General features: G+C 67.4%; 21 protein-coding genes. 4 read left to right on the forward strand and 17 right to left on the reverse strand.

The window, feature by feature from the left end:
- Window positions 1–43: 43 nt before the first annotated feature.
- The 5 genes from EII34_RS02055 to EII34_RS02075 all read right to left on the reverse strand — a co-directional run bounded on the left by EII34_RS02055 (window position 44) and on the right by EII34_RS02075 (window position 5,111).
- Window positions 44–1,327: an extracellular solute-binding protein gene (locus tag EII34_RS02055; protein WP_185711124.1), complete on the reverse strand. Its 1,284-nt coding sequence runs from the start codon at window positions 1,325–1,327 to the stop codon at window positions 44–46.
- A gap of 159 nt (window positions 1,328–1,486) precedes the next feature.
- Window positions 1,487–2,434: a GTPase Era gene (gene era / locus EII34_RS02060; RefSeq protein WP_395858056.1), complete on the reverse strand. Its 948-nt coding sequence runs from the start codon at window positions 2,432–2,434 to the stop codon at window positions 1,487–1,489.
- Window positions 2,403–3,713 carry a hemolysin family protein gene (locus EII34_RS02065; protein ID WP_124842366.1) on the reverse strand — a complete coding sequence of 437 codons (1,311 nt, stop codon included), beginning with the start codon at window positions 3,711–3,713 and terminating at the stop codon, window positions 2,403–2,405. The genes era and EII34_RS02065 overlap by 32 nt, the downstream gene beginning before the upstream one ends.
- Before the next feature lie 7 nt (window positions 3,714–3,720).
- Complete coding sequence (gene ybeY, locus EII34_RS02070; protein ID WP_124842368.1) at window positions 3,721–4,188, reverse strand: rRNA maturation RNase YbeY; 468 nt, start codon at window positions 4,186–4,188, stop codon at window positions 3,721–3,723.
- Entirely contained in the window at window positions 4,185–5,111 is a 927-nt protein-coding gene (locus EII34_RS02075; protein ID WP_124842638.1) for a PhoH family protein, read from the reverse strand. The genes ybeY and EII34_RS02075 overlap by 4 nt, the downstream gene beginning before the upstream one ends.
- A gap of 209 nt (window positions 5,112–5,320) precedes the next feature.
- On the opposite strand from EII34_RS02075, the gene rpmF reads away from it, so the two are divergent.
- Entirely contained in the window at window positions 5,321–5,500 is a 180-nt protein-coding gene (rpmF, locus tag EII34_RS02080) for a 50S ribosomal protein L32 (protein WP_124842370.1), read from the forward strand.
- 9 nt (window positions 5,501–5,509) lie between these two features.
- On the opposite strand, the gene EII34_RS02085 is transcribed toward rpmF, so the two are convergent.
- The gene (locus tag EII34_RS02085; protein ID WP_124842372.1) at window positions 5,510–5,941 is read right to left on the reverse strand and encodes a DUF5709 domain-containing protein; all 432 of its coding nucleotides are present in this window, start codon (window positions 5,939–5,941) and stop codon (window positions 5,510–5,512) included.
- 54 nt (window positions 5,942–5,995) lie between these two features.
- On the opposite strand from EII34_RS02085, the gene EII34_RS02090 reads away from it, so the two are divergent.
- Window positions 5,996–6,667 carry a queuosine precursor transporter gene (locus tag EII34_RS02090; protein ID WP_124842374.1) on the forward strand — a complete coding sequence of 224 codons (672 nt, stop codon included), beginning with the start codon at window positions 5,996–5,998 and terminating at the stop codon, window positions 6,665–6,667.
- On the opposite strand, the gene EII34_RS02095 is transcribed toward EII34_RS02090, so the two are convergent.
- Together EII34_RS02095 and tgt are read right to left on the reverse strand one after the other, a co-directional pair.
- Window positions 6,643–8,352, reverse strand: a complete 1,710-nt coding sequence (locus tag EII34_RS02095; RefSeq protein ID WP_124842376.1) for an NAD-dependent malic enzyme — start codon at window positions 8,350–8,352, stop codon at window positions 6,643–6,645. The two genes, EII34_RS02090 and EII34_RS02095, sit on opposite strands and share 25 nt — an antisense overlap.
- Before the next feature lie 9 nt (window positions 8,353–8,361).
- A complete protein-coding gene (gene tgt, locus EII34_RS02100) occupies window positions 8,362–9,570 on the reverse strand; it encodes a tRNA guanosine(34) transglycosylase Tgt (protein ID WP_124842378.1) in 1,209 nt (402 codons plus the stop codon).
- Window positions 9,571–9,592: 22 nt separating this feature from the next.
- On the opposite strand from tgt, the gene EII34_RS02105 reads away from it, so the two are divergent.
- Window positions 9,593–10,462, forward strand: a complete 870-nt coding sequence (locus EII34_RS02105; protein ID WP_124842380.1) for a diacylglycerol/lipid kinase family protein — start codon at window positions 9,593–9,595, stop codon at window positions 10,460–10,462.
- Here the strand turns inward: EII34_RS02105 and EII34_RS02110 are convergent.
- The 3 genes from EII34_RS02110 to hrcA are packed head-to-tail and all read right to left on the reverse strand — an operon-like array spanning window position 10,438 to window position 13,332.
- On the reverse strand, window positions 10,438–11,163 hold the full coding sequence (locus EII34_RS02110) for a 16S rRNA (uracil(1498)-N(3))-methyltransferase (RefSeq protein ID WP_124842382.1): 726 nt from the start codon (window positions 11,161–11,163) through the stop codon (window positions 10,438–10,440). The genes EII34_RS02105 and EII34_RS02110 overlap by 25 nt on opposite strands.
- Window positions 11,160–12,323 carry a molecular chaperone DnaJ gene (dnaJ, locus tag EII34_RS02115; protein ID WP_124842384.1) on the reverse strand — a complete coding sequence of 388 codons (1,164 nt, stop codon included), beginning with the start codon at window positions 12,321–12,323 and terminating at the stop codon, window positions 11,160–11,162. The genes EII34_RS02110 and dnaJ overlap by 4 nt, the downstream gene beginning before the upstream one ends.
- Before the next feature lies 1 nt (window position 12,324).
- Window positions 12,325–13,332 carry a heat-inducible transcriptional repressor HrcA gene (gene hrcA, locus EII34_RS02120; protein ID WP_124842386.1) on the reverse strand — a complete coding sequence of 336 codons (1,008 nt, stop codon included), beginning with the start codon at window positions 13,330–13,332 and terminating at the stop codon, window positions 12,325–12,327.
- Between the two features lie 68 nt (window positions 13,333–13,400).
- Here hrcA and EII34_RS02125 point away from each other — a divergent pair, with 68 nt between their 5' ends.
- Window positions 13,401–14,231, forward strand: coding sequence for an MBL fold metallo-hydrolase (locus EII34_RS02125; protein ID WP_124842388.1), 831 nt, complete (start codon window positions 13,401–13,403; stop codon window positions 14,229–14,231).
- A gap of 3 nt (window positions 14,232–14,234) precedes the next feature.
- Here EII34_RS02125 and EII34_RS02130 read toward each other — a convergent pair whose 3' ends face one another.
- From EII34_RS02130 to EII34_RS02155, 6 genes are all read right to left on the reverse strand, one after another.
- The gene (locus tag EII34_RS02130; RefSeq protein ID WP_124842390.1) at window positions 14,235–15,020 is read right to left on the reverse strand and encodes an inositol monophosphatase family protein; all 786 of its coding nucleotides are present in this window, start codon (window positions 15,018–15,020) and stop codon (window positions 14,235–14,237) included.
- 32 nt (window positions 15,021–15,052) lie between these two features.
- Window positions 15,053–15,898, reverse strand: coding sequence for a DUF3097 domain-containing protein (locus tag EII34_RS02135; protein WP_124842392.1), 846 nt, complete (start codon window positions 15,896–15,898; stop codon window positions 15,053–15,055).
- Between the two features lie 18 nt (window positions 15,899–15,916).
- Complete coding sequence (locus tag EII34_RS02140; RefSeq protein WP_124842394.1) at window positions 15,917–16,735, reverse strand: hypothetical protein; 819 nt, start codon at window positions 16,733–16,735, stop codon at window positions 15,917–15,919.
- Window positions 16,720–17,427: an ABC transporter ATP-binding protein gene (locus EII34_RS02145; protein WP_124842396.1), complete on the reverse strand. Its 708-nt coding sequence runs from the start codon at window positions 17,425–17,427 to the stop codon at window positions 16,720–16,722. Before EII34_RS02145 ends, EII34_RS02140 begins: the two co-directional genes overlap by 16 nt.
- Window positions 17,424–17,783: a GntR family transcriptional regulator gene (locus EII34_RS02150; protein WP_124842398.1), complete on the reverse strand. Its 360-nt coding sequence runs from the start codon at window positions 17,781–17,783 to the stop codon at window positions 17,424–17,426. The genes EII34_RS02145 and EII34_RS02150 overlap by 4 nt, the downstream gene beginning before the upstream one ends.
- An 86-nt stretch (window positions 17,784–17,869) precedes the next feature.
- Window positions 17,870–18,553: an SDR family oxidoreductase gene (locus EII34_RS02155; protein WP_124842400.1), complete on the reverse strand. Its 684-nt coding sequence runs from the start codon at window positions 18,551–18,553 to the stop codon at window positions 17,870–17,872.
- Window positions 18,554–18,562: the final 9 nt, after the last annotated feature.

Consider the following 18,562-nt stretch of genomic DNA (forward strand, 5'->3'; position numbering starts at 1 on the left):
GGGGTGGTATCGGGCTCCCGGGACCACCCCGATCCGGGACTCATCAGGCGCTTGCGGCGACCAGGGCCTGGATCTCCTGCAGCAGGGCTTCGGGGTCCTGCTCACCGATCTTGTAGGCGCTGGACTGCAACGCCCCCTGGAGGGCATCCCACTGGGGATTGCTGACGGGTTGGAACTTCACGAAGGACAGGGCCTCAAGGAACTTCTGCTGGTACTCGTCCCCCTCCGACTTGCCCTTCTCGATCATGGACTTGGTCACCGGCAGCAGGGTGGTGCCCTTGTACCAGCCCTCGTACACGGCATCGGAGTACATCAGGTTGAGGAAGGCGGAGGTGGCCTGCTTGCGGGCCTCGTCCTTGTTGTCGAAGGCCACGATGAAGTCGGTCACACCCGTCGCGACGGCCTCACCGGACTTCGACGGCACCGGGGCCAGTGCCACCTTGGCACCCTTCGCGGTGGAGTCCGCGACGACCTGCCCGTGGCCGACCATCATGCCGAGTTTGCCGGCCCCCATCAGATCGGTCATCTCCTGGCGGTCGGAGTTGAGCTTGTCCTGGGTGTGGCCGGAGCTGTGCATCTTCTTGATCTGGGTGAAGGCCTCGACGGCCTGCGGGGAGTCCGCCTTGAGGTTCTCCCCGTCGACCCAGCTGCCACCGGCTCCCCACAGCCACAGTGAGGACTCCACCTGTGCCTCCTCGGAGCCCAGCGGGAGGCCGTAGGCCTTGACCCCGTCACCGAGTGCGGTGAGCTTGGCCGAGGCCTCCTCCAGCTCGGCCCAGGTCTTCGGGGGCTCGGCGATGCCGGCCTTGGCGAACAGATCGGTGTTGTAGACCAGCATGCGGGCCGACGCGATGTCGGGCGCCGCCCACTGGGTGCCGTCGGTGCCCTGCCCGTTGGCGAGCAGGGTGGGTTCGATGTTGTCCAGGGTCTCCTTGGTGAGGATCTCGCTCATCGGGTACAGCAGTCCCTCCTCCGCAGAGGCGGCAAAGGCATTGTCGTTCAGGATGTCGGGCAGGTCACCGGCCTGGATCCGGGCCTGGACCTTCCCGGAGAAGTCGTCCCAGCCCTCGATCTGCAGCTCGACCTTGACCTTGGGGTAGGTCTTGTTGAACTCCGCGATGATCTTCTCCCAGTCCGCCTTCGAGGAGTCCGAGTACGAGGGGGCGAGGATCTTGATGGTGGTCTCGAGGCTCGCCGGATCCGCGTCCTGCATCGCCGCCGACGAGGCCGGACCGGAGCCGTCCCGGGTGGGAGTGCCGCCACCGCAGGCACTCAGGGCAAGGGCGCTGGCGGCAACGACAGCGCCGAACTTGATGACACGCTTCACGCGCTTTCCTTTCCGAATCGGTGCAACCGCCATGGTTGCTGTGCGTGATCCTAGAAAGCACCTGGCTCGATGCGGAAGACTGCGGAGCTGCTGTGACCGGATAGTTATCAATCACGCGTGTTTGCGCAAACATGATGCGTGAGTGGCACCGGAAGGAGCTCAAAAACCCAGGCGGTTGAGGTACTTGGTGTCCCGCTGCCACTCCTTGAGCACCTTGACGTGAAGGTTGAGGTGCACCGGGGTGCCGAGCAGGCGGTTGATCTGGAGTCGGGCGGCCGAACCGATCTCCCGCAACCGGGAGCCCTTGTGCCCGATGACGATGCCCTTCTGCGAGTCCCGCTCCACCACGATGGAGGCGAACACGTCCAGCAGTGGCTTGTCCTCGGGGCGATCCGGGCGCGGCAGGATCTCGTCGATGACCACGGCGATGGAGTGCGGCAGCTCGTCGCGCACCCCCTCCAGGGCGGCCTCCCGGATCAGTTCCGCGATGAGGGTCTCCTCCGGCTCATCGGTGACCTCCCCGTCCGGGTAGTACATCGGCCCCTCGGGAAGCAGCCGGATCAGCACGTCACGCACCGTGTCCACCTGGTCGTGGGCCAGTGCCGAACAGGGCACCACCTCGGCCCACTGGACCCCGAGCTCCTCGGCCAGGGCCGAGATGTCCACCAGGTGTGACAGCACCCGCTCCTTGCTCACCAGGTCGGTCTTGGTCGCCAGGGCGACGAGTTGCGGCCGGTGGGCGAGCTCTGCGATCTGGGTGACGATGTAGCGATCCCCCGGGCCGATGCGCTGATCACACGGCAGGCACACCCCGACGACGTCCACCTCCGACCAGGTCTCCCTCACCAGTTCGTTCAACCGCTCCCCGAGCAGGGTCCGGGGGCGGTGCAGGCCCGGGGTGTCGATGAGGACCAGCTGACCGTCATCCCTCGTGACGATGCCCCGCACCACGTGACGGGTGGTCTGCGGTTTCGACGACGCGATGGCGATCTTCTGGCCCACCAGGGCATTGGTCAGCGTCGATTTCCCCGCATTCGGCCGCCCGACGAAACAGGCGAAGCCGGAGTGGAAGATCTCAGTCATCGGTGTCCTCTTTCCTTTCCTCATCGCTGTCCTCGTCAGCCAGTCTGACCAGTACGGTTCCCACCTGGTGTCTCCTGCCGACGGCCCGGTCAGCGACCATCTCGATCCCCTGGTGCACCACACGTGAGCCCGGGATCGGCACCACGTTGAGCAGCTTGGCCATCAACCCACCGACGGTGCCGACCTCCTCGTCGTCGAGGGGGATGCCGAACAGCTCACCCAACTCGTCCAGGGGCAGCCTCGACGACACCCGGTACTGCCCCTCCTCCGGCAGCTCCGCGACCGCGGGGATCTCGTGGTCGTACTCGTCGACGATCTCCCCGACGATCTCCTCGACGATGTCCTCCATCGTGCAGAGCCCCGCGGTGCCCCCGAACTCGTCGATGACGATCACCAGGTGACTGTGCCGAAGCTGCATGTCACGCAGCAGTTCAGTGGCGGGTTTCGAGTCCGGTACGAAACTGGCCGGACGCATCAGGTCCCCGACCGTCTCGGTGCGTTCCGCATCAGGGAAGTCGTAGATCCGACGGGTGACGTCCTTGAGGTAGACCACCCCCAGCACGTCGTCGATGCCGCCCTGCCCCACCACGGGGATGCGCGAGAAGCCGGAGCGCAGGGCCAGGGAGAGCAGCTGCCGCAGTGTCCGGTCCCGTGTCACCCACACCATGTCGGTACGCGGCACCATGACCTCCTTGACGAGGGTGTCGCCGAGTTCGAAGACCGAGTGGATCATCTTGGACTCCCTGGCCTCGATCACCTCCTGCGCCTCGGCCATGTCCACCAGGTCACGCAGTTCCGCCTCGGAGGCGAAGGGACCATCGGTGAACCCTCGTCCCGGGGTGATCGCATTGCCCAGCAGGATCATCAACTGGGCGACGGGACCGAGCACCGTCGCCAGGACCGAGACCAGCCGGGCCGAGAACCGCATGAGCCCTTCGCCGTGCTGTCTGCCGAGGGTGCGTGGTGCGACTCCCCAGAGGATGAAGAACACCACCAGCAGGATGGCCACCAGCAGCACCAGGCTGGTCCCGGTGTCCCCGAAGTGGCTGAAGACGACCAGCGAGAGCAGTGACATGGTGACCGCCTCCAGGAACATCCGCGCGAACATCACGGCGTTGATGGCGGGGGCGGGATCGGCGGCGATCAGGCGGATGCGTTCCGCCCCTTCGGCTCCTGCCTCGACGAGGCTCTCGGCCTGGGCCCGCGAGAAGCGGGTGAGGGCGGTCTCGACGGCGACGAGGAAGGAGGCGAGCACGCCGCAGCCCAGGGCCACGGCCAGTTCGATCCAGTGCGCTGAGGGCATCGTCGGGTCAGCCCTGGCGCTGCGTGGTCCGGGCCAGCTCCCATGCCGCGATGATCCGGTCGTTGAGGCCGAACATCACGGCCTTCTCCTCCGGCTCGGCATGATCGTGTCCCAGCAGGTGGAGCAGCCCGTGGATGAGCAGGTACTCCGCCTCGGCGCCTGGTTCACGGCCGTTCTCCGCGGCCTGTCGAGCGGTCACCTGGGGGCAGAGCACGATGTCGCCCAGCAGACCGAGTGGCGGATCCTCGTCATCGGCAGGGGCACGCAGCTCATCCATCGGGAAGCTGAGGACGTCCGTCGGACCCGGAAGATCCATGAACCGGATGTGGTAGTCCTCCATCGTGCGCTCGTCCACCAGCAGGATCGACAGATCCGCCTGGGGGTGGATCCTGAGCTTCTCCAGGGCGAACCGTGCCAACGCCACCAGACCGAGCTCGTCCGCCTCGACGCCGGACTCGTTGTTGATGTCGATCATCGCTTCCCCCCGGGTTGCTGGATGCTGTCGAACTGATCGTATGCGGCGACGATCCGCCCGACCAGCCTGTGCCTCACGACGTCCCGGGCGGTGAGGGTGCAGAAGGCGATGTCCTCGACGCCGTCGAGGATCTGGGTCACCTGACGCAGCCCGCTGCGGACCCCGCTGGGCAGGTCCACCTGGGTGATGTCCCCGGTGACCACCACCTTGGATCCGAAGCCCAGGCGGGTGAGGAACATCTTCATCTGCTCACTGGAGGTGTTCTGGGCCTCGTCCAGGATGATGAAGGCGTCATTGAGGGTACGTCCTCGCATGTAGGCCAACGGCGCCACCTCGATGGTGCCCGAGGTCAGCAGCTTCGGGACGGCCTCGGGGTCGACCATGTCGTGGAGGGCGTCGTAGAGGGGCCTGAGGTAGGGATCGATCTTGTCCGTGAGGGTGCCGGGCAGGAAACCGAGTCTCTCCCCTGCCTCGATCGCCGGGCGGGTGAGGATGATGCGGCTCACCTGTTTCGTCTGGAGCGCCTGGACGGCCTTCGCCATCGCGAGGTAGGTCTTCCCGGTACCGGCCGGTCCGATGCCGAAGACGACGGTGTGGCTGTCGATGGCGTCCACGTAACGTTTCTGGTTGAGGGTCTTGGGGCGAACCGCCCGCCCACGGGAGGAGATGATGTCGGCGGTGAGCACCTCCGAGGGTTTGACCTGATCAGCGGTCATCCCGATCACCCGTTCCACGGTCTCCTCCGTCAGCCCCTGACCGGTCCGGATGATGGTGACCAGTTCCGTGATCACCTCCACGGCGTGCTGCACCCCCTCCGGCGAACCGGTGACGGTGACCTGGTGTCCGCGCACGTGGAGATCGGCCGACAACTTGTCCTCCAGCACCGCGAGGTAGCTGTCCCGGGGCCCGAGAAGCGTCACCATGTCCAGGGAGGCCGGGATCTGGACGACACGCTCCGACCTGGCTCGTTCCGACACTTCGTGTTCCTCTCCGCCCCGGGCCGTCCAGAGCCATGAGGGACAAGTCTATGTCCACCGCCCGGTTCCGGAGAACAGCGAATTGGCACTCCCTTCGGGAACGGTTATCATTACGAGTCGCCCAGATGCGGCCAGAAGAGGAAGGAAGACTGACGATGGCGGTTCCGAAGCGCAAGATGTCGCGTTCCAACACCCGTTCCCGCCGGGCCCAGTGGAAGGCGACGCTGACCGACCTGGTGCCGATCCGGGTGGGCGGGGAGACCTTCAACGTGCCGCGTCGACTGGTGCGCGCCTACGCCTCAGGAGCACTCAGCGTCGACGACCTGCGTCACTGAGGTCCGGTTTCAGAACCCCTCCAGCTCATCGGCATCATCCTCGGAGATGACGTGCATGGCGGCCTCCTCCGCGCTGGCCGCTCCCCCGGCGTAGCCGACATCGACCCCCAGGGTGTCCTCACCGCCTGAACCCTGCACCGCCATCAGGCGTCCCGCACGTTCGCGCCCCACCTCACGCCGCTCCCCCTCCGGGTTCCACGGGCGGTCATCGATGCTGATCTCCGGCTGCTCCTGCCGCAGTCGCTGCTCCAGGCTCTCTCCCTGGCGCATCTCCGCAGCGGTGTTGCCGAAGCCCTGGGCAGGTGACCACCGCTCCGGAGCGGTGTACCCCTCGTCCAGGACATCGTCCACGCCGCGATCGATGAGGGAGTCCGCCTCCTGGAGCTGGTCCAGCTGCTCGGCGTGGCTGTCATCCGTTTCGAAGTCGACGATGTCTTCCATGACCCAATACTGCCACCACCACGCCTGTCGGGCGGGATTTCGTAGAATCCCCGGGTGACCTCGAGAAGCAACTACGACCTGATCGTGACGCTGTTCGTCGCGCTCCTGCTCATCTCCAACGTGGCAGCCACCAAACTCATCGCGTTCGGGCCGGAGTGGGCCCCCTTCGGCATCCCCGTCCTCCCGGTCGTCACCGACGGCGGCGCGTTGCTGTTCCCCCTGACCTACATCTGTGGCGACGTACTGGCCGAGGTCTTCGGGATGCGAGGGGCCAGGCGGGCCATCTGGACCGGTTTCGGGATCTCCCTGCTGGCCTCACTCACCTTCCTGCTGGTGGGGATCGCCCCACCGGCCGCCGACTGGCCGAACCAGGAGGCCTTCGTCGCCGTGCTCGGATTCGTGCCACGCATCGTCGTGGCCTCCCTGGCCGGTTACCTGGTGGGACAGTTCCTCAACGCCTGGGTGCTGATCCGACTGAAACGTCACCGGGGTGGCCTGTGGTCGAGGCTGGTCGGCTCCACCGTCATCGGCGAGGCCGCCGACACCACCCTGTTCTGCCTCATCGCCTTCGGTGGGCTGGTCGACGCATCGACCATGGCGAACTACATCGTCGTCGGCTACCTGTTCAAGGTGGGGGTCGAGGTGCTGCTGCTCCCGGTGACCACCCGTGTCATCGTGGCGGTGAGGCGGCGTGAGGCGGATCAGACGATCTCGATGTCCGGGTAGACCGGCTCCCACATCGCCTCGAGGACCTGCTGCACCGGGTCCTTCAGCTCGATGCACGCCACCCCGTCGGTCTCGGCGGCACGCGCGACGGCCAACGCCACCTTCGCCGAGACCGCCCGCAGTGACGACATGGCGGGCAGCACCCCGGCCCCCGGATGGCGCGCCGTGACCTCGGCCGCCACCGCGTTGGCCGCGGCGACGAGCATGCCCGGGGTGATCCGGGTGGCCCTCGCGACGATCACCCCCAGGCCCAGGCCCGGGAACACGAGCGCATTGTTGGCCTGAGCGATCTGGTGACTGACGGAGCCCCGCACCACCGGGGAGAACGGCGAGCCGGTGGCGATCAGCGCCCGCCCGTCGGTCCACTCGAGCAGTTCCTCCGGCTGGGCCTCGGCCAGTGACGTCGGGTTGGACAGGGGCATGATGATGGGGGCCGCGACATGGGAGGCCATCTCACGCACCAGGGCCTCGTCGAAGACCCCGGGTTGGGCGGAGGTGCCGATCATCATGGTGGGGCGCACATTGCGCACCACGTCGCGCAGCGTGCACCTGCCGTCCCGCTCCAGCTGCCAGTCCTCCAGTTCTGCCATGCGCCGCGCGAAGGGGCGCTGGAAGTCCCGCATCCGGATCCCCTCACGCAGCAGGCCACGGCTCCCGAGGCCCCAGAACCGGGACCGGGCCTCGGCCAGGTCCATGCCCTCGGCCGTCATGAACTCGCACATCAACTGGGCGATCCCGATCCCGGCCGAACCGGCACCGAAGATCACGATCCGCTGTCTGGTCAGCGGGATCCCGCTGCGGCGACTCGCGGCGACGGCAGCCGCGGTGACCACGGCCGCGGTGCCCTCGATGTCGTCGTTGAAGGTGCAGATCTCGTCGTGATACCTGGCGAGGATGCGGTGGGCGTTGCCGGCCCCGAAGTCCTCCCAGTGGATCATCGCCTTCGGGAACAGGCGGGAGGTGGTGGCCACGAAGTGGTCGATGAACTCGTCGTAGCGCTGTCCGCGCACCCGGGAGTGGCGGACCCCGAGGTAACCGTCGTAGGCCAGCAGGTCCAGGTTGTCGGTGCCGACGTCCAGCACCACTGGCAGTACCCGCCTCGGATGGATGCCGGCCGCCGCGGTGTAGACCGCGAGCTTGCCGATGGCGATCTGGATGCCGCCCACCCCCTGGTCCCCGATGCCGAGGATCCCCTCGGAGTCGGTGACCACGATCAGATCGACGTCGTCCTGGCCGTGCCCGTAGGCCTGGAGCGCCTGCTCCATCGAGTCCGGGTCGTCGATGCTGAGGAAGATGCCACGGGGACGGTGGTAGTAGTTGGAGAAGGCCTTGATCGCCTCGCCGATGGTCGGGGTGTAGACGATGGGCAGCAGGTCCTCGATGTGGTCGATGAAGACCTTGTGGAACAGCACCTCGTTGCGGTTGTGGAGACCCTGCAGGAACTGGTGCTTGGCCAGGTCGTCCGGCTCGGCCTCGAGCTGGGCCATGACCCGCCTGGCCTGGGCCTCGAGGGTGGTGTGCCCCGGGGGCAGCAGCCCCTTGAGCCCCAGGGCCTCACGCTGCGCCTGCGAGAAGGCGGTACCGATGTTGGTCAGCGGATCGTTGAGGACGTCCCTGCCCCTGGCCGCGATGCGCAGGACCTCGCCCCGAGCGGTGTGCAGGAACTCGTACCCAGTCGAGGACATGGGACGATTCTATGCGAAACGCCCCATGAAATCGGCCCGGAACTCGTCGAAGGAATCCGCCAGCAGGTGTTCACGGATCCGGTCCACCAGCCGCACCGTGAACCGTTCGTTGTGGATCGTGGCCAATGTCGAGGCCAGCATCTCCCTGGCCTTGAACAGATGGTGCAGGTAGGCACGGGTGTAGTGCTGACAGGTGTAGCAGTCACACCCCTCCTCCAGCGGGATGAAGGAGCGACGGTGACGGCTGGTGTTGACGTTGTAGCGGCCGTCAGCGGTGTAGATCGCGGCGTTGCGGGCCACCCGCGACGGGTTGACGCAGTCGAAGGTGTCGGCCCCGGCCGCCACGGCCGCGAAGAGATCCTCGGGTTCGGAGATGCCGAGCAGGTGACGGGGGCGGTCCTCGGGCAGCTCATCGACCATCCACCCGATGATCTCACCCAACCGCTGCTTCTCCAGGGCCCCACCGAGCCCGAACCCGTCGAAGCGTTGCCCGTCGACCTCCAGCTCTGCGAGCCCCTTGGCCGCACGACGCCTCAGGTCCTCGTACTGGGCCCCCTGGATCACCCCGAACAGGGCCTGGTAGGGCTTGTCAGCACGCTCCGTGGTCAGCCGGGCATGTTCCCTGAGGCAGCGGATCGCCCAGCGGTGCGTCCGCTCGACGCTGGCCTCCTGGTAGTCACGGGTGTTCATCAGGGTGGTCAGTTCGTCGAAGGCGAACATGACATCGGCCCCGAGCTCGTGCTGGATCCGCATCGAGACCTCCGGGGTGAAGCGCAGTCGGTCACCGTTGAGGTGGGAGAAGAAGGTCACCCCGTCCTCGTCGACATGGGCGCGCCGGGTCTTGCCCTCGGCGATGACGTCGTCGTTCTGCAGTCCGGTGGTGTCCATCGCGAGCACCTTCTTGAACCCGGCCCCGAGGCTCATCACCTGGAACCCGCCCGAATCGGTGAAGGTGGGCCCCGGCCAGTTCATGAACCGACTCAGCCCACCGGCCTCGTCGATCAGGTCCGAGCCCGGCTGGAGGTACAGGTGGTAGGCGTTGCAGAGCAGGGCCTGGGCGCCCAGCTCCGCCATCGTCTCGGGTAGCACCGCCTTGACGGTCGCCTTCGTGCCCACCGGGATGAACGCCGGGGTCTGGATCTGACCGTGGGGGGTGGAGATCGTTCCCACCCGTGCCCGATCCCCTGCTGTCCTGACCACGTCGAAGTCGAATGTCACCGGGCAAGGCTACCGTGGTGCCATGACCTTCACCGCGCTGATCCTCAACCCCACCCATGCCGACGGCTCCGCGATCGCCGAGGAGTTGGCAGCTCTGCCCGATGTCCGGACGTGGGAGACCAGCGCGGAGTCCCCCGGTCGGGAACAGGCCAGGGAGGCCCTGGCCGAAGGGGCAGCGGCCGTCCTGGTCGCTGGTGGGGACGGTACCCAGCGGGTGGTGGCCGGAGTGCTGGGTGACACCGGGGTCCCGCTCGGCATCCTCGCCACCGGCACCGCCTGCGTCTACGCCCGCAACCTGGGGCTTCCCCTCGGTGTGGCTGGCAAGGAGGTCGCCCTCACCGGCACACCGCGACCCATGGATCTCGGGTGGGCCCGGATCGATGACGGGGAGGCGATGCCCTTCCTGGTGGCGGCGGGAATCGGCCGTGACGCCGAGACCCTGGCCGAGGTGCGTGACGACCTGAAGGAGAAGCTCGGCTGGGTGGCCTACGCGCAGGCCGGGATGACCACGGCCGGACGGGACGCACTTCCCATGAGGATCAACGACGAGCCCGTGGAGGCCTGGAGCGTGCTGGCAGGCAACGTCGGGAACATCCCGATGGCCGCCATGTTCCCCGATGCCGCCCCGGACGATGGCGTGCTGCACGTGATGCATCTAGGCGTCAACGGCTGGCTCGACTGGGTCCCGGTGGCATTGGCCGGACTGACCAGGACCAGGGCCGATCTCGGGAAACTGCGACGCTGGGAGGCCGATCGGGTCGTCATCACCACCGATGAGCCCATCGCAGTCCAGCTCGACGGCGATGAGTTGCCCCCGGCCAGGAAACTGGAGGTCTGGCTGCAGCCAGGGGCACTGCAGATCCGTTGTCAGGGCGACAGTGCACAGAGTTGAGCCAGCGCGGCGGCACCGGCCGTCGAGGTCCTGAGCACCCCGTCGCTGAGCAGGACCGGCTGCCCTCCGGCCCCCGTGAAGAGGTCGAGCTCCTCCGGACTGATCCCACCCTCGGGACCGACGACGAGCAGGAGTTCTCCTCCGGCGGGAAGCCGGATCTCCCGCAGCCAGGTCGTCGCCTCCTCGTGCAGGATCAGGGCTGCATCCGCTGCGGCGATGCGGGCCGCCACCTGCCCGGTGGTGGCAGAACCCACCTCCGGGACCCGGAGCCGTCGGGACTGCTTGGTGGCCTCCCGCGCCGTCGCTGCCCACCGGGCCAGGGATTTCGTGGCACGCTCCCCCTGCCAACGCACGATGGACCTGGCGGCCTGCCACGCGATGATCTCGGCCACGCCGAGCTCCGTCATGGTCTCCACGGCCAGTTCGGCGCGATCCCCCTTCGCCAGGGCCTGGACGACGACGATGCGGTGGGCCCTGTGGGGATCGGTGACGATCTCGGTCACCTCGATCACGAGACGTTGTCTCTCCGCCAGCACGACATGCCCACGCGCGGCCCGACCCTGCCCGTCCGAGATCAGGATGCGCTCCCCCACCGTGGTGCGCTTGACCGCGACGGCATGTCGTGCCTCGTCACCAGTGATCTCGACCCGGTCCCCGACCTCGGCCCCACCGAGGTCGCCGAGGAACAGGGAGTCGCTCACCCGAAGGTCTCCTTCAACCACCCCAGGAATCCGGTGTGTCCCTGCGAGGTGGCCTTGACATGGGTCTCATCACGCAGGACGGCCAGCTGGTCCAGCAGCTCCCGCTGCTTCTCGTCCAGCCTGGTCGGGGTCTCGACGACGAAGGTGATCCCGAGGTCCCCGCGGCCACCACCGCGCAGCCGGGGAACCCCTCGTCCCTTGATCGGGATGCGGGAGCCCGACTGGGTCCCTGCAGGCACCTCGACCTGGATCCTGCGGTCCGCCACCTCGGAGTCCTCCCACTCGTCCTCCAGGGTCACCACCTCCATGGTGGTGCCGAGGGCTGCCGCCGTCATCGGGATCTTCACGACCAGTTCGAGGTCATCGCCGTCACGTCGGAACCGGGGGTGTTCCTTGACCGTGATCTGGACGTAGAGATCGCCTGCCGGACCACCGCCACGCCCGGCCTCCCCCTGTCCCTCGAGGTGGATGCGGATCCCGGTCGAGACACCGGCAGGGATCCGGACCGAGATGGTGCGGGAGCTGCGGACGCGCCCCTCACCCGAGCACTCCGTGCACGGCTGCAGGACGATGTTGCCGAAGCCCTGGCAGGTGGGACAGCGCTGTGAGGTGCGGATGTCCCCCAGGAAGCTCCGCTGGATGCTCGTCACCTCACCGAGCCCACTGCAGCTGGTGCAGGTGATGGGCTGGCTGTCGTCCTCACCGCCGCTGCCCTGACACCTCGGGCAGACCACCGCGGTGTCGATCTTGATGGGTTTGGTGCACCCGAAGACGGCCTCGTGAAGGTCGAGCCGGGCCCGCACCAGGGCGTCCTGCCCCTGGGCGGTGCGCGAGCGGGGACCACGTCCGGCCTGGGCACCGAACATCGCGTCCATGATGGTGGAGAAGTCGAAGCCTCCGCCGAAACCGGCGCCACCGAAACCTCCTGCACCGCCGAACCCGCGTCCCATCGGGTCCCCACCCCGGTCGTAGACGGAGCGTTTGTTGGGATCGCTCAGTACCTCGTAGGCCTCGGAGAGCTCCTTGAACTGCTCTGCGGCGTCCTCACCCTGGGCCACGTCCGGGTGCACCTTCATGGCCTGACGGCGGTACGCCTTCTTGATCTGCTCACCGGTCGCGTCCCGTTCGACCCCGAGAATCGCGTAGTAGTCCTTGCTCATGTCAGCCTTCCGAAAGGATCCTGCTCACGTACCGGGCGACAGCACGCACGGAGGCAATGGTGGATGGATAGTCCATACGAGTGGGACCGACCACCCCGAGGGATGCGGCACGGTCCTGGCCGACGGAGTACCCCGCGGCCACGAGTGAGGTGGACTGGAAGCCCTCGGCGGTGTTCTCGGCACCGATCCTGACCGTCACCTCGTCGGTGGCGGCCTCGTCCAGGAGCCGCAGCAGCACGACCTGCTCCTCCAGGGCCTCGAGCAGGGGCCGGAGCCCCGAGGCGAAGCTGTGACCGGCCAGGTTGGGCACCCCGGCCACCAGGACCTGCGCCACGGGTTCCGCTCCCAGCAGTTCCAGGGCGACGGCGAACACCGGGGTGATCTCCTGCCGGAGACCGGGTTCGATCTCCTCCAGGGTGTGGGAGAGACGACTGGCCGCCTCGGCCGCGGTACGCCCCACGACGGCTTCGCGCAGTCTGGCCGTGGCGGCACAGAGCGCGTCCTGACTGAACCCGGGCAGCTCGATGACCTTCTGATCGACCCGGCCCGTGGAGCTCACCACGATCACCAGCAGCCGTCCCGGCACGAGCTGCACCAGCTCCGCATGGGCGATGACGGCACGCCCGGCCGTCGGGTACTGCACGACGGCGACCTGGTGGGTCAGCTGGGCCAGGAGTCGCACGGTGCGGGCCACGAGGTCATCGAGATCCAGCGCCCCCGCCATGAAGGCGTCGATGGCCTTGCGCTCCGCCGGCGACAACGGCTTGATGGTGGCCAACCGGTCCACGAACAACCGGTATCCCTTGTCGGTCGGGATGCGTCCGGCACTGGTGTGGGGTTGGGCGATGTAGCCCTCCTCCTCAAGCACCGCCATGTCGTTGCGCACCGTGGCGGGCGAGACCCCGAGCCGGTGGCGTTCCACCAGCGCCTTCGAACCAACCGGTTCCCGGCTGGCCACGTAGTCGGTGACGATGGCACGCAGCACCTCGAGCTTGCGGTCGTCGAGCATCTCCACCTCCCTCTGGCCTCTGGCACTCGACCTGTGCGAGTGCCAGTGTAGCGGTAGGCTGACGGACCATGACTGACTTCACGATCGGGCCCTGGCGGCGCGTCACCCCACGGGTCCTGACGGCGCGGTGCGAACCCCACGGCGTCACCGTCGGACTCGTCATCGGCGATGACCGTGCCGCCCTCGTCGATGCCGGCTCGAGCCCCGCCCAGGGTGAGACCATCCTGGCCGCCGCCCGCGCCGAGGCGGGGGTGGAGGTGAGCCACGTGGTCGTGACCCATGCACACCACGACCACTGGTTCGGGATCGCCGGCATGCCCGGTGTCATCTCGGTGGCTCACGAGGACCTGCTCCTCGACCCTGAGCCCGAGGTCCTGTCGGCCGCCCGGCGGATCGGACTGGAGCAGCTGCCCGGACCCGATGTGACCTTGAGCCTGATGTGGGCACTGGACCTGGGCGGGGTGAGGCTGGAGGTGCTGCACTTCGGTCCGGCACACACCGGGACCGATCTGTTCGTGGTGGTACCGGAGGAGGACGTGATCTTCGTCGGTGATGCGCTCGAGTCGGACGGTGATCCCTGTTTCTCGACCGCCTCCAGTTTCGTCGGTTGGCCGAAGGCCCTGGACGGGGTCCTCGGCGCGTCCCGGGAGACCACGCGGTTCGTTCCCGGTCACGGTCCGGTGGTTGATCGTGACTTCTGTTTCCGGCAGCGCGCCGAACTGGCGATGGTCCAGGGCACCACCGAGACCCTGTTCGGTCAGGGAACCGGTCAGCAGGAGGCGCTGACCACCGTCGAGTGGCCGTTCACCGAGGCCACCATGACGGCGGTGCTGCCCCTGGCCTGGGCAGAGTTGACCGCGCGCGGGATCCCGGTGCGCAGGACGCTGCCACTGGTGTGAGGGTCACCCCTCGGGTTCGGCGGGCCAGCGCTGCTGGGCGGTCATCCAGGTCAGGGTGTCACTGGCGACGATCAGCCCCCGGGAACGCGACGAGACGGTGTAGGCCAACCCGTCCATGGTGCGTGCCACTCCACCGGACTCAGTGACCATGAGGCATCCGGCCAGGTGGTCCCAGGGGTGCAGCCGTGAGTAGAACACGAAGTCGAACTCACCGTGGAGGATGGAGGGGTAGTCGAAGGCACAGGAGAAGTTGGTCCTCGTCACCGGACTGAGCTCCCCGTCGGCGGTGAAACCGTGGTACTGCCGCTTGGATGCAGCCCCGAGTGGCAGTCGTTCAGGACGCTGCGCCACGAGTGGCGCCCCGTTGAGCCGGACCCCGGCCCCGCGTTCGACGGTGTAGCCCCGCCCGGTCTGGGGCTGCCAGATCCATCCCCGGGTGGTGACCCCGCCCCGGGTCTCGGCCAGGATCATGCCGTGCTCCGCCCGGCCACGCACGAAGTTCCCCGTCCCGTCGATGGGGTCAATCACCAGGGCGTGATCGGCGTTCGGGATCCGCCACCTGAGCTCAGGGTCGACGAAGACCGTCTCCTCGCCGACGATCAACGCATCCGGATAGATCCGGCGCAACGCGTCGGTGAGGTGGGCCTCGGCCTCCTTGTCCGCGATGGTCACCAGATCATCCGGGCCAGACTTCGCCGAGATGTCGGTCTCCTCCAGCGCCCGGAACCGGGGATTGATGACCGCCTCGGCGGTTTCCTTCATCAGATCGAGGATGGCTTCGGTCTCCATGCACCTCACCCTATCGGGCCTCGACGCGATGGTCAGTCCCGCTCCATGTGGTCCTGGGTGACGAAGTCGATGAGGATCTCCATCCGCTGGTTGAGCTGTGGTTCCAGGTCCTGCCAGGTGCGCACCCTGGCGAGCATCGCCCGCCAGGCCCGCGCGATGTCCGCCTGATCGGCGTGGGGCAACCCCAGGGCCTTGAGGGTCCCCTTCTTGAAGTCCTGGTCCCTAGGGACCACTGGCCAGGACCTCCGACCGATGCGTTGCGGCCTGATGGCGTGCCAGATGTCGATGAACTCGTGCCCCGTCACGAGCACGACGTCGCCGTACCCGGCCCGGGCCACCTGCCGCGCGATGCGTGACTCCTTGCTGCCCGGTACGAGATGGTCCACCAGGACCCCGAGCCTGCGGCCCGGCTCGGGGCCGAACTCGGCCACGACGTCGGGCAGGTCATCGATTCCCCCGAGGTGTTCGACGACGACACCCACGTGACGCAGGTCGTCGCCCCAGACCTTCTCCACCAGCTCGGCGTCGTGCCTGCCCTCGACGTAGATCCGGCTGGGCAGGGCCACCCTGGCCCGGCTCGGCTCGTCAGTGACCCGGGAGCCGGATGCGGTGTAGCGGGGTTTGTGGGTTCCACCCCGCAACGGGGGGCACAACGCCACGGGCTGCCCTTCCAGCAGGAAACCCGGGCCGAAGGGGAAGCTGCGGCGCTTCCCCTTCCGGTCCTCCAGGATCACCAGACCGTTCTCCCAGCCGACGACGGCTCCGCAGAACTCGCCCGACTCCACCACCATGTCCCGCTCGACGGGGACGTCGCGGGTCTTCCTGAGGTGGGCCCGCTGCCAGCCCGGGCGGAGCACGTCGTCGCGGTATCGGTCCATTGCAGGGACTCTATCCCCTCATCGCAGGGAGATCCGGTGGTTCCAGATGTGTCGCATCCAGAACACGAGGACGACGGTGCCCATCATCACCAGGGGGAGCCACCCGAGCGGGATGACGATCTGGTTGCGTTCCGCCACCCCGAGCATCCTGATGACATCGGCGACCTGCACCCCGGCACCGGACCCGAGGTCGGTGTAGGCGAGCGGGATCAGCAACGAGGCGAAGCCGAGGATCTGGGTGACCAGCCAGGTACCGATCCAGACCAGGACCGGTCCACCCATCCCGAGACCTACCAGGGGAGGTGTGCTGCCGAGTGAGGCCGCGAAGTAGAGATTCACCTGGGCGGCCCAGACGAAGAACCACCCCAGCAGGAACAGCAGCACGAGCTGCCAGGGAGCCGTCGCCTCGTCCAGCACCCGGATTCCGGTGGCAAGTCTTTCCCATCCGTCGGCCCCGGGGTTCAGCATCGGGGTCACGAGGACCACCGAGACCATCCCCATCACGATCATCCAGACGGTGGCGAAGGCGGCGACGATGCCCGCCCACACCAGCCGGGCCCGCAGGATGAGGGCTCCCTTGACGGGCAGGCTGTGCGTGAGGTATCCCCGCTGTCCGAAACCCGTGTTCCAGAAATCGACGGCCAGCCAGATCTGGGCAGCGAACCAGGTGGCGCTCAGCAGCACCATGACCAGGACCACGGCCAGTTCGGACAGCACCGGGATCGTGAGGCTGGCCAGGAGACCTCCGGTGAGGATCGCGAGGGTCGCGATCCCGTGGATCACGGCCAGCGCGGGCAGGGTACGACGTGTTTCGTGCTTGATCAGTGTGCCGACCATGAGTATGCCTTTCGGAAGAGAGCGTCGATGCTGAGACCGTGGGTGGCGCGGAGATCGTCGACCTCCCCGCTGAGCAGGACCTTCCCGGCCCGCATCATCACCACGGCATCGAGGATGGGTTCCAGGTCGTGGATGAGGTGGGTGGAGATGAGCACCATGGCGTCATCGGCCAGGCCACGGACGATGCCCTCGAGGATGATCTCCCTGGCCGCGGGGTCCACCCCGGAGATGGGTTCGTCCAGCAGGAACACCTTTGCCTCGCGTGACATGGCGAGTGCGATCTGGGCCTTCTCCCGCATTCCCTTGCTCATGTTCTTGAGCCGCATCCGCAGATCCAGCCCGAAGAACCCGGCGGACTCCCGCGCCTTGTCGGGGAGGAAGTCCGGGAAGAAGTCGGCGTAGAGACCGATGTGTTGTTCGAGACTGTGCTTCAGGGTGAGATAGCTGGCGTCGGGCAGGAAGCTGACCTTGGCCTTCGACTCCGGCCCGGGGACGGTCCCACAGACCCTCACCTCACCCTCATGGTCCTGCATGACGCCTGCCAACACCTTGAGCAGGGTGGTCTTGCCACAGCCGTTCTCCCCGAGCAGCCCGACGATCCTGCCCCCGGTGAGTTCCAGGTCGAGGGAGTCGAGTGCGTTGACCGGGCCGAACCTCTTGGTGAGACCCCGCACCTGGATGAGCGTGTTCATGGCTGTGACCACCTTTCAGTGACGAGTTGGACGGCGTCGGAGCTGGTGAGTCCGACGCCCTGGCAGCGCACGACGTACTCGTCGGCGGCCGACGCGGCGAGATCACGACGAAGCGCTGCGATGCGTGTCTGGTCATCGGTGATGAAACGCCCCACCGCACGCTCGGAGCGGCACAGTCCCTCACGTTCGAGCTCGGCCAGGGTGCGTTGCACCGTGTTGGGGTTGACGCCCAGGTCCGCCGCCAGTTCACGCACCCCCGGTATCTGCCGCCCCGGGGGCCAGGCGCCGACGGCGATGCGTCTGGTGAATTCCTGCTTCAGCTGGAGCCAGATGGGACGACTCGGATCGAACTCCACATTCCCTCCTTCCGTATCGCTGTATTAAGTGATTAATACAGTAGCACGGCGGGGCGGCATCCGCAAGGAGGCAGTGGCGGCTGCGGTCAGATGGCCGCGGGGCGGATGCTCAGGGTCTCGACGGCGGCATTGGGCGGGGTGTCCACGGCGAGCCGGACAGCGGCGGCGACGGATTCCGGGGAGACGTAGCGTGAACCCTCGTAGGCGATGTTGCCCGCCTCGGTCTGGAGCTGCCGCTGCATGTCGGTGTCCGTGCGTCCCGGATGGATGGAACACACCCTGACCCGCCCCCTCAGCTCCTCACGGAGCGCATCGGTGAGGGCACGCAGGGCGAACTTGGACGCGGCATAGACCGCACCACCCGGGGAGGAGGTGAACCCGGAGCCGGAGTTGATGGCGACGACCTGCCCTTCCGCCGCTTCCAGTGCCGGCAGCAGGAGACGGGTCAGATCGGCCACCGCGATGACATTGATCTCGAGGACCTGCCGCCACAACGAACGCCCCACCTCGGCCACGCGCCCCGACCCGAGGATCCCCGCCGAGTGCACCAGCACGTCCAGCCGGTCGATCCCGGCGCAGGCGGTCACCGTTGCGGCCTCATCGGCGAGATCGGCGACGAACGGGGCCGCATCCGGCAGCTCGTCGACCACCCGGGCCACGGCGCGGGCATCGCGACCACCGACCAGGACGTGGTGGGTGGCGGAGAGTTCTCGGGCGATGGCCAGACCGATGCCGCGGGAGGCCCCGGTGATGAGCGCAGATGGTTTCATGCCCCCCAA

The sequence above is a fragment of the Arachnia propionica genome, assembly GCF_003859805.1.
Classification (GTDB): Bacteria; Actinomycetota; Actinomycetes; order Propionibacteriales; family Propionibacteriaceae; genus Arachnia; species Arachnia propionica_C.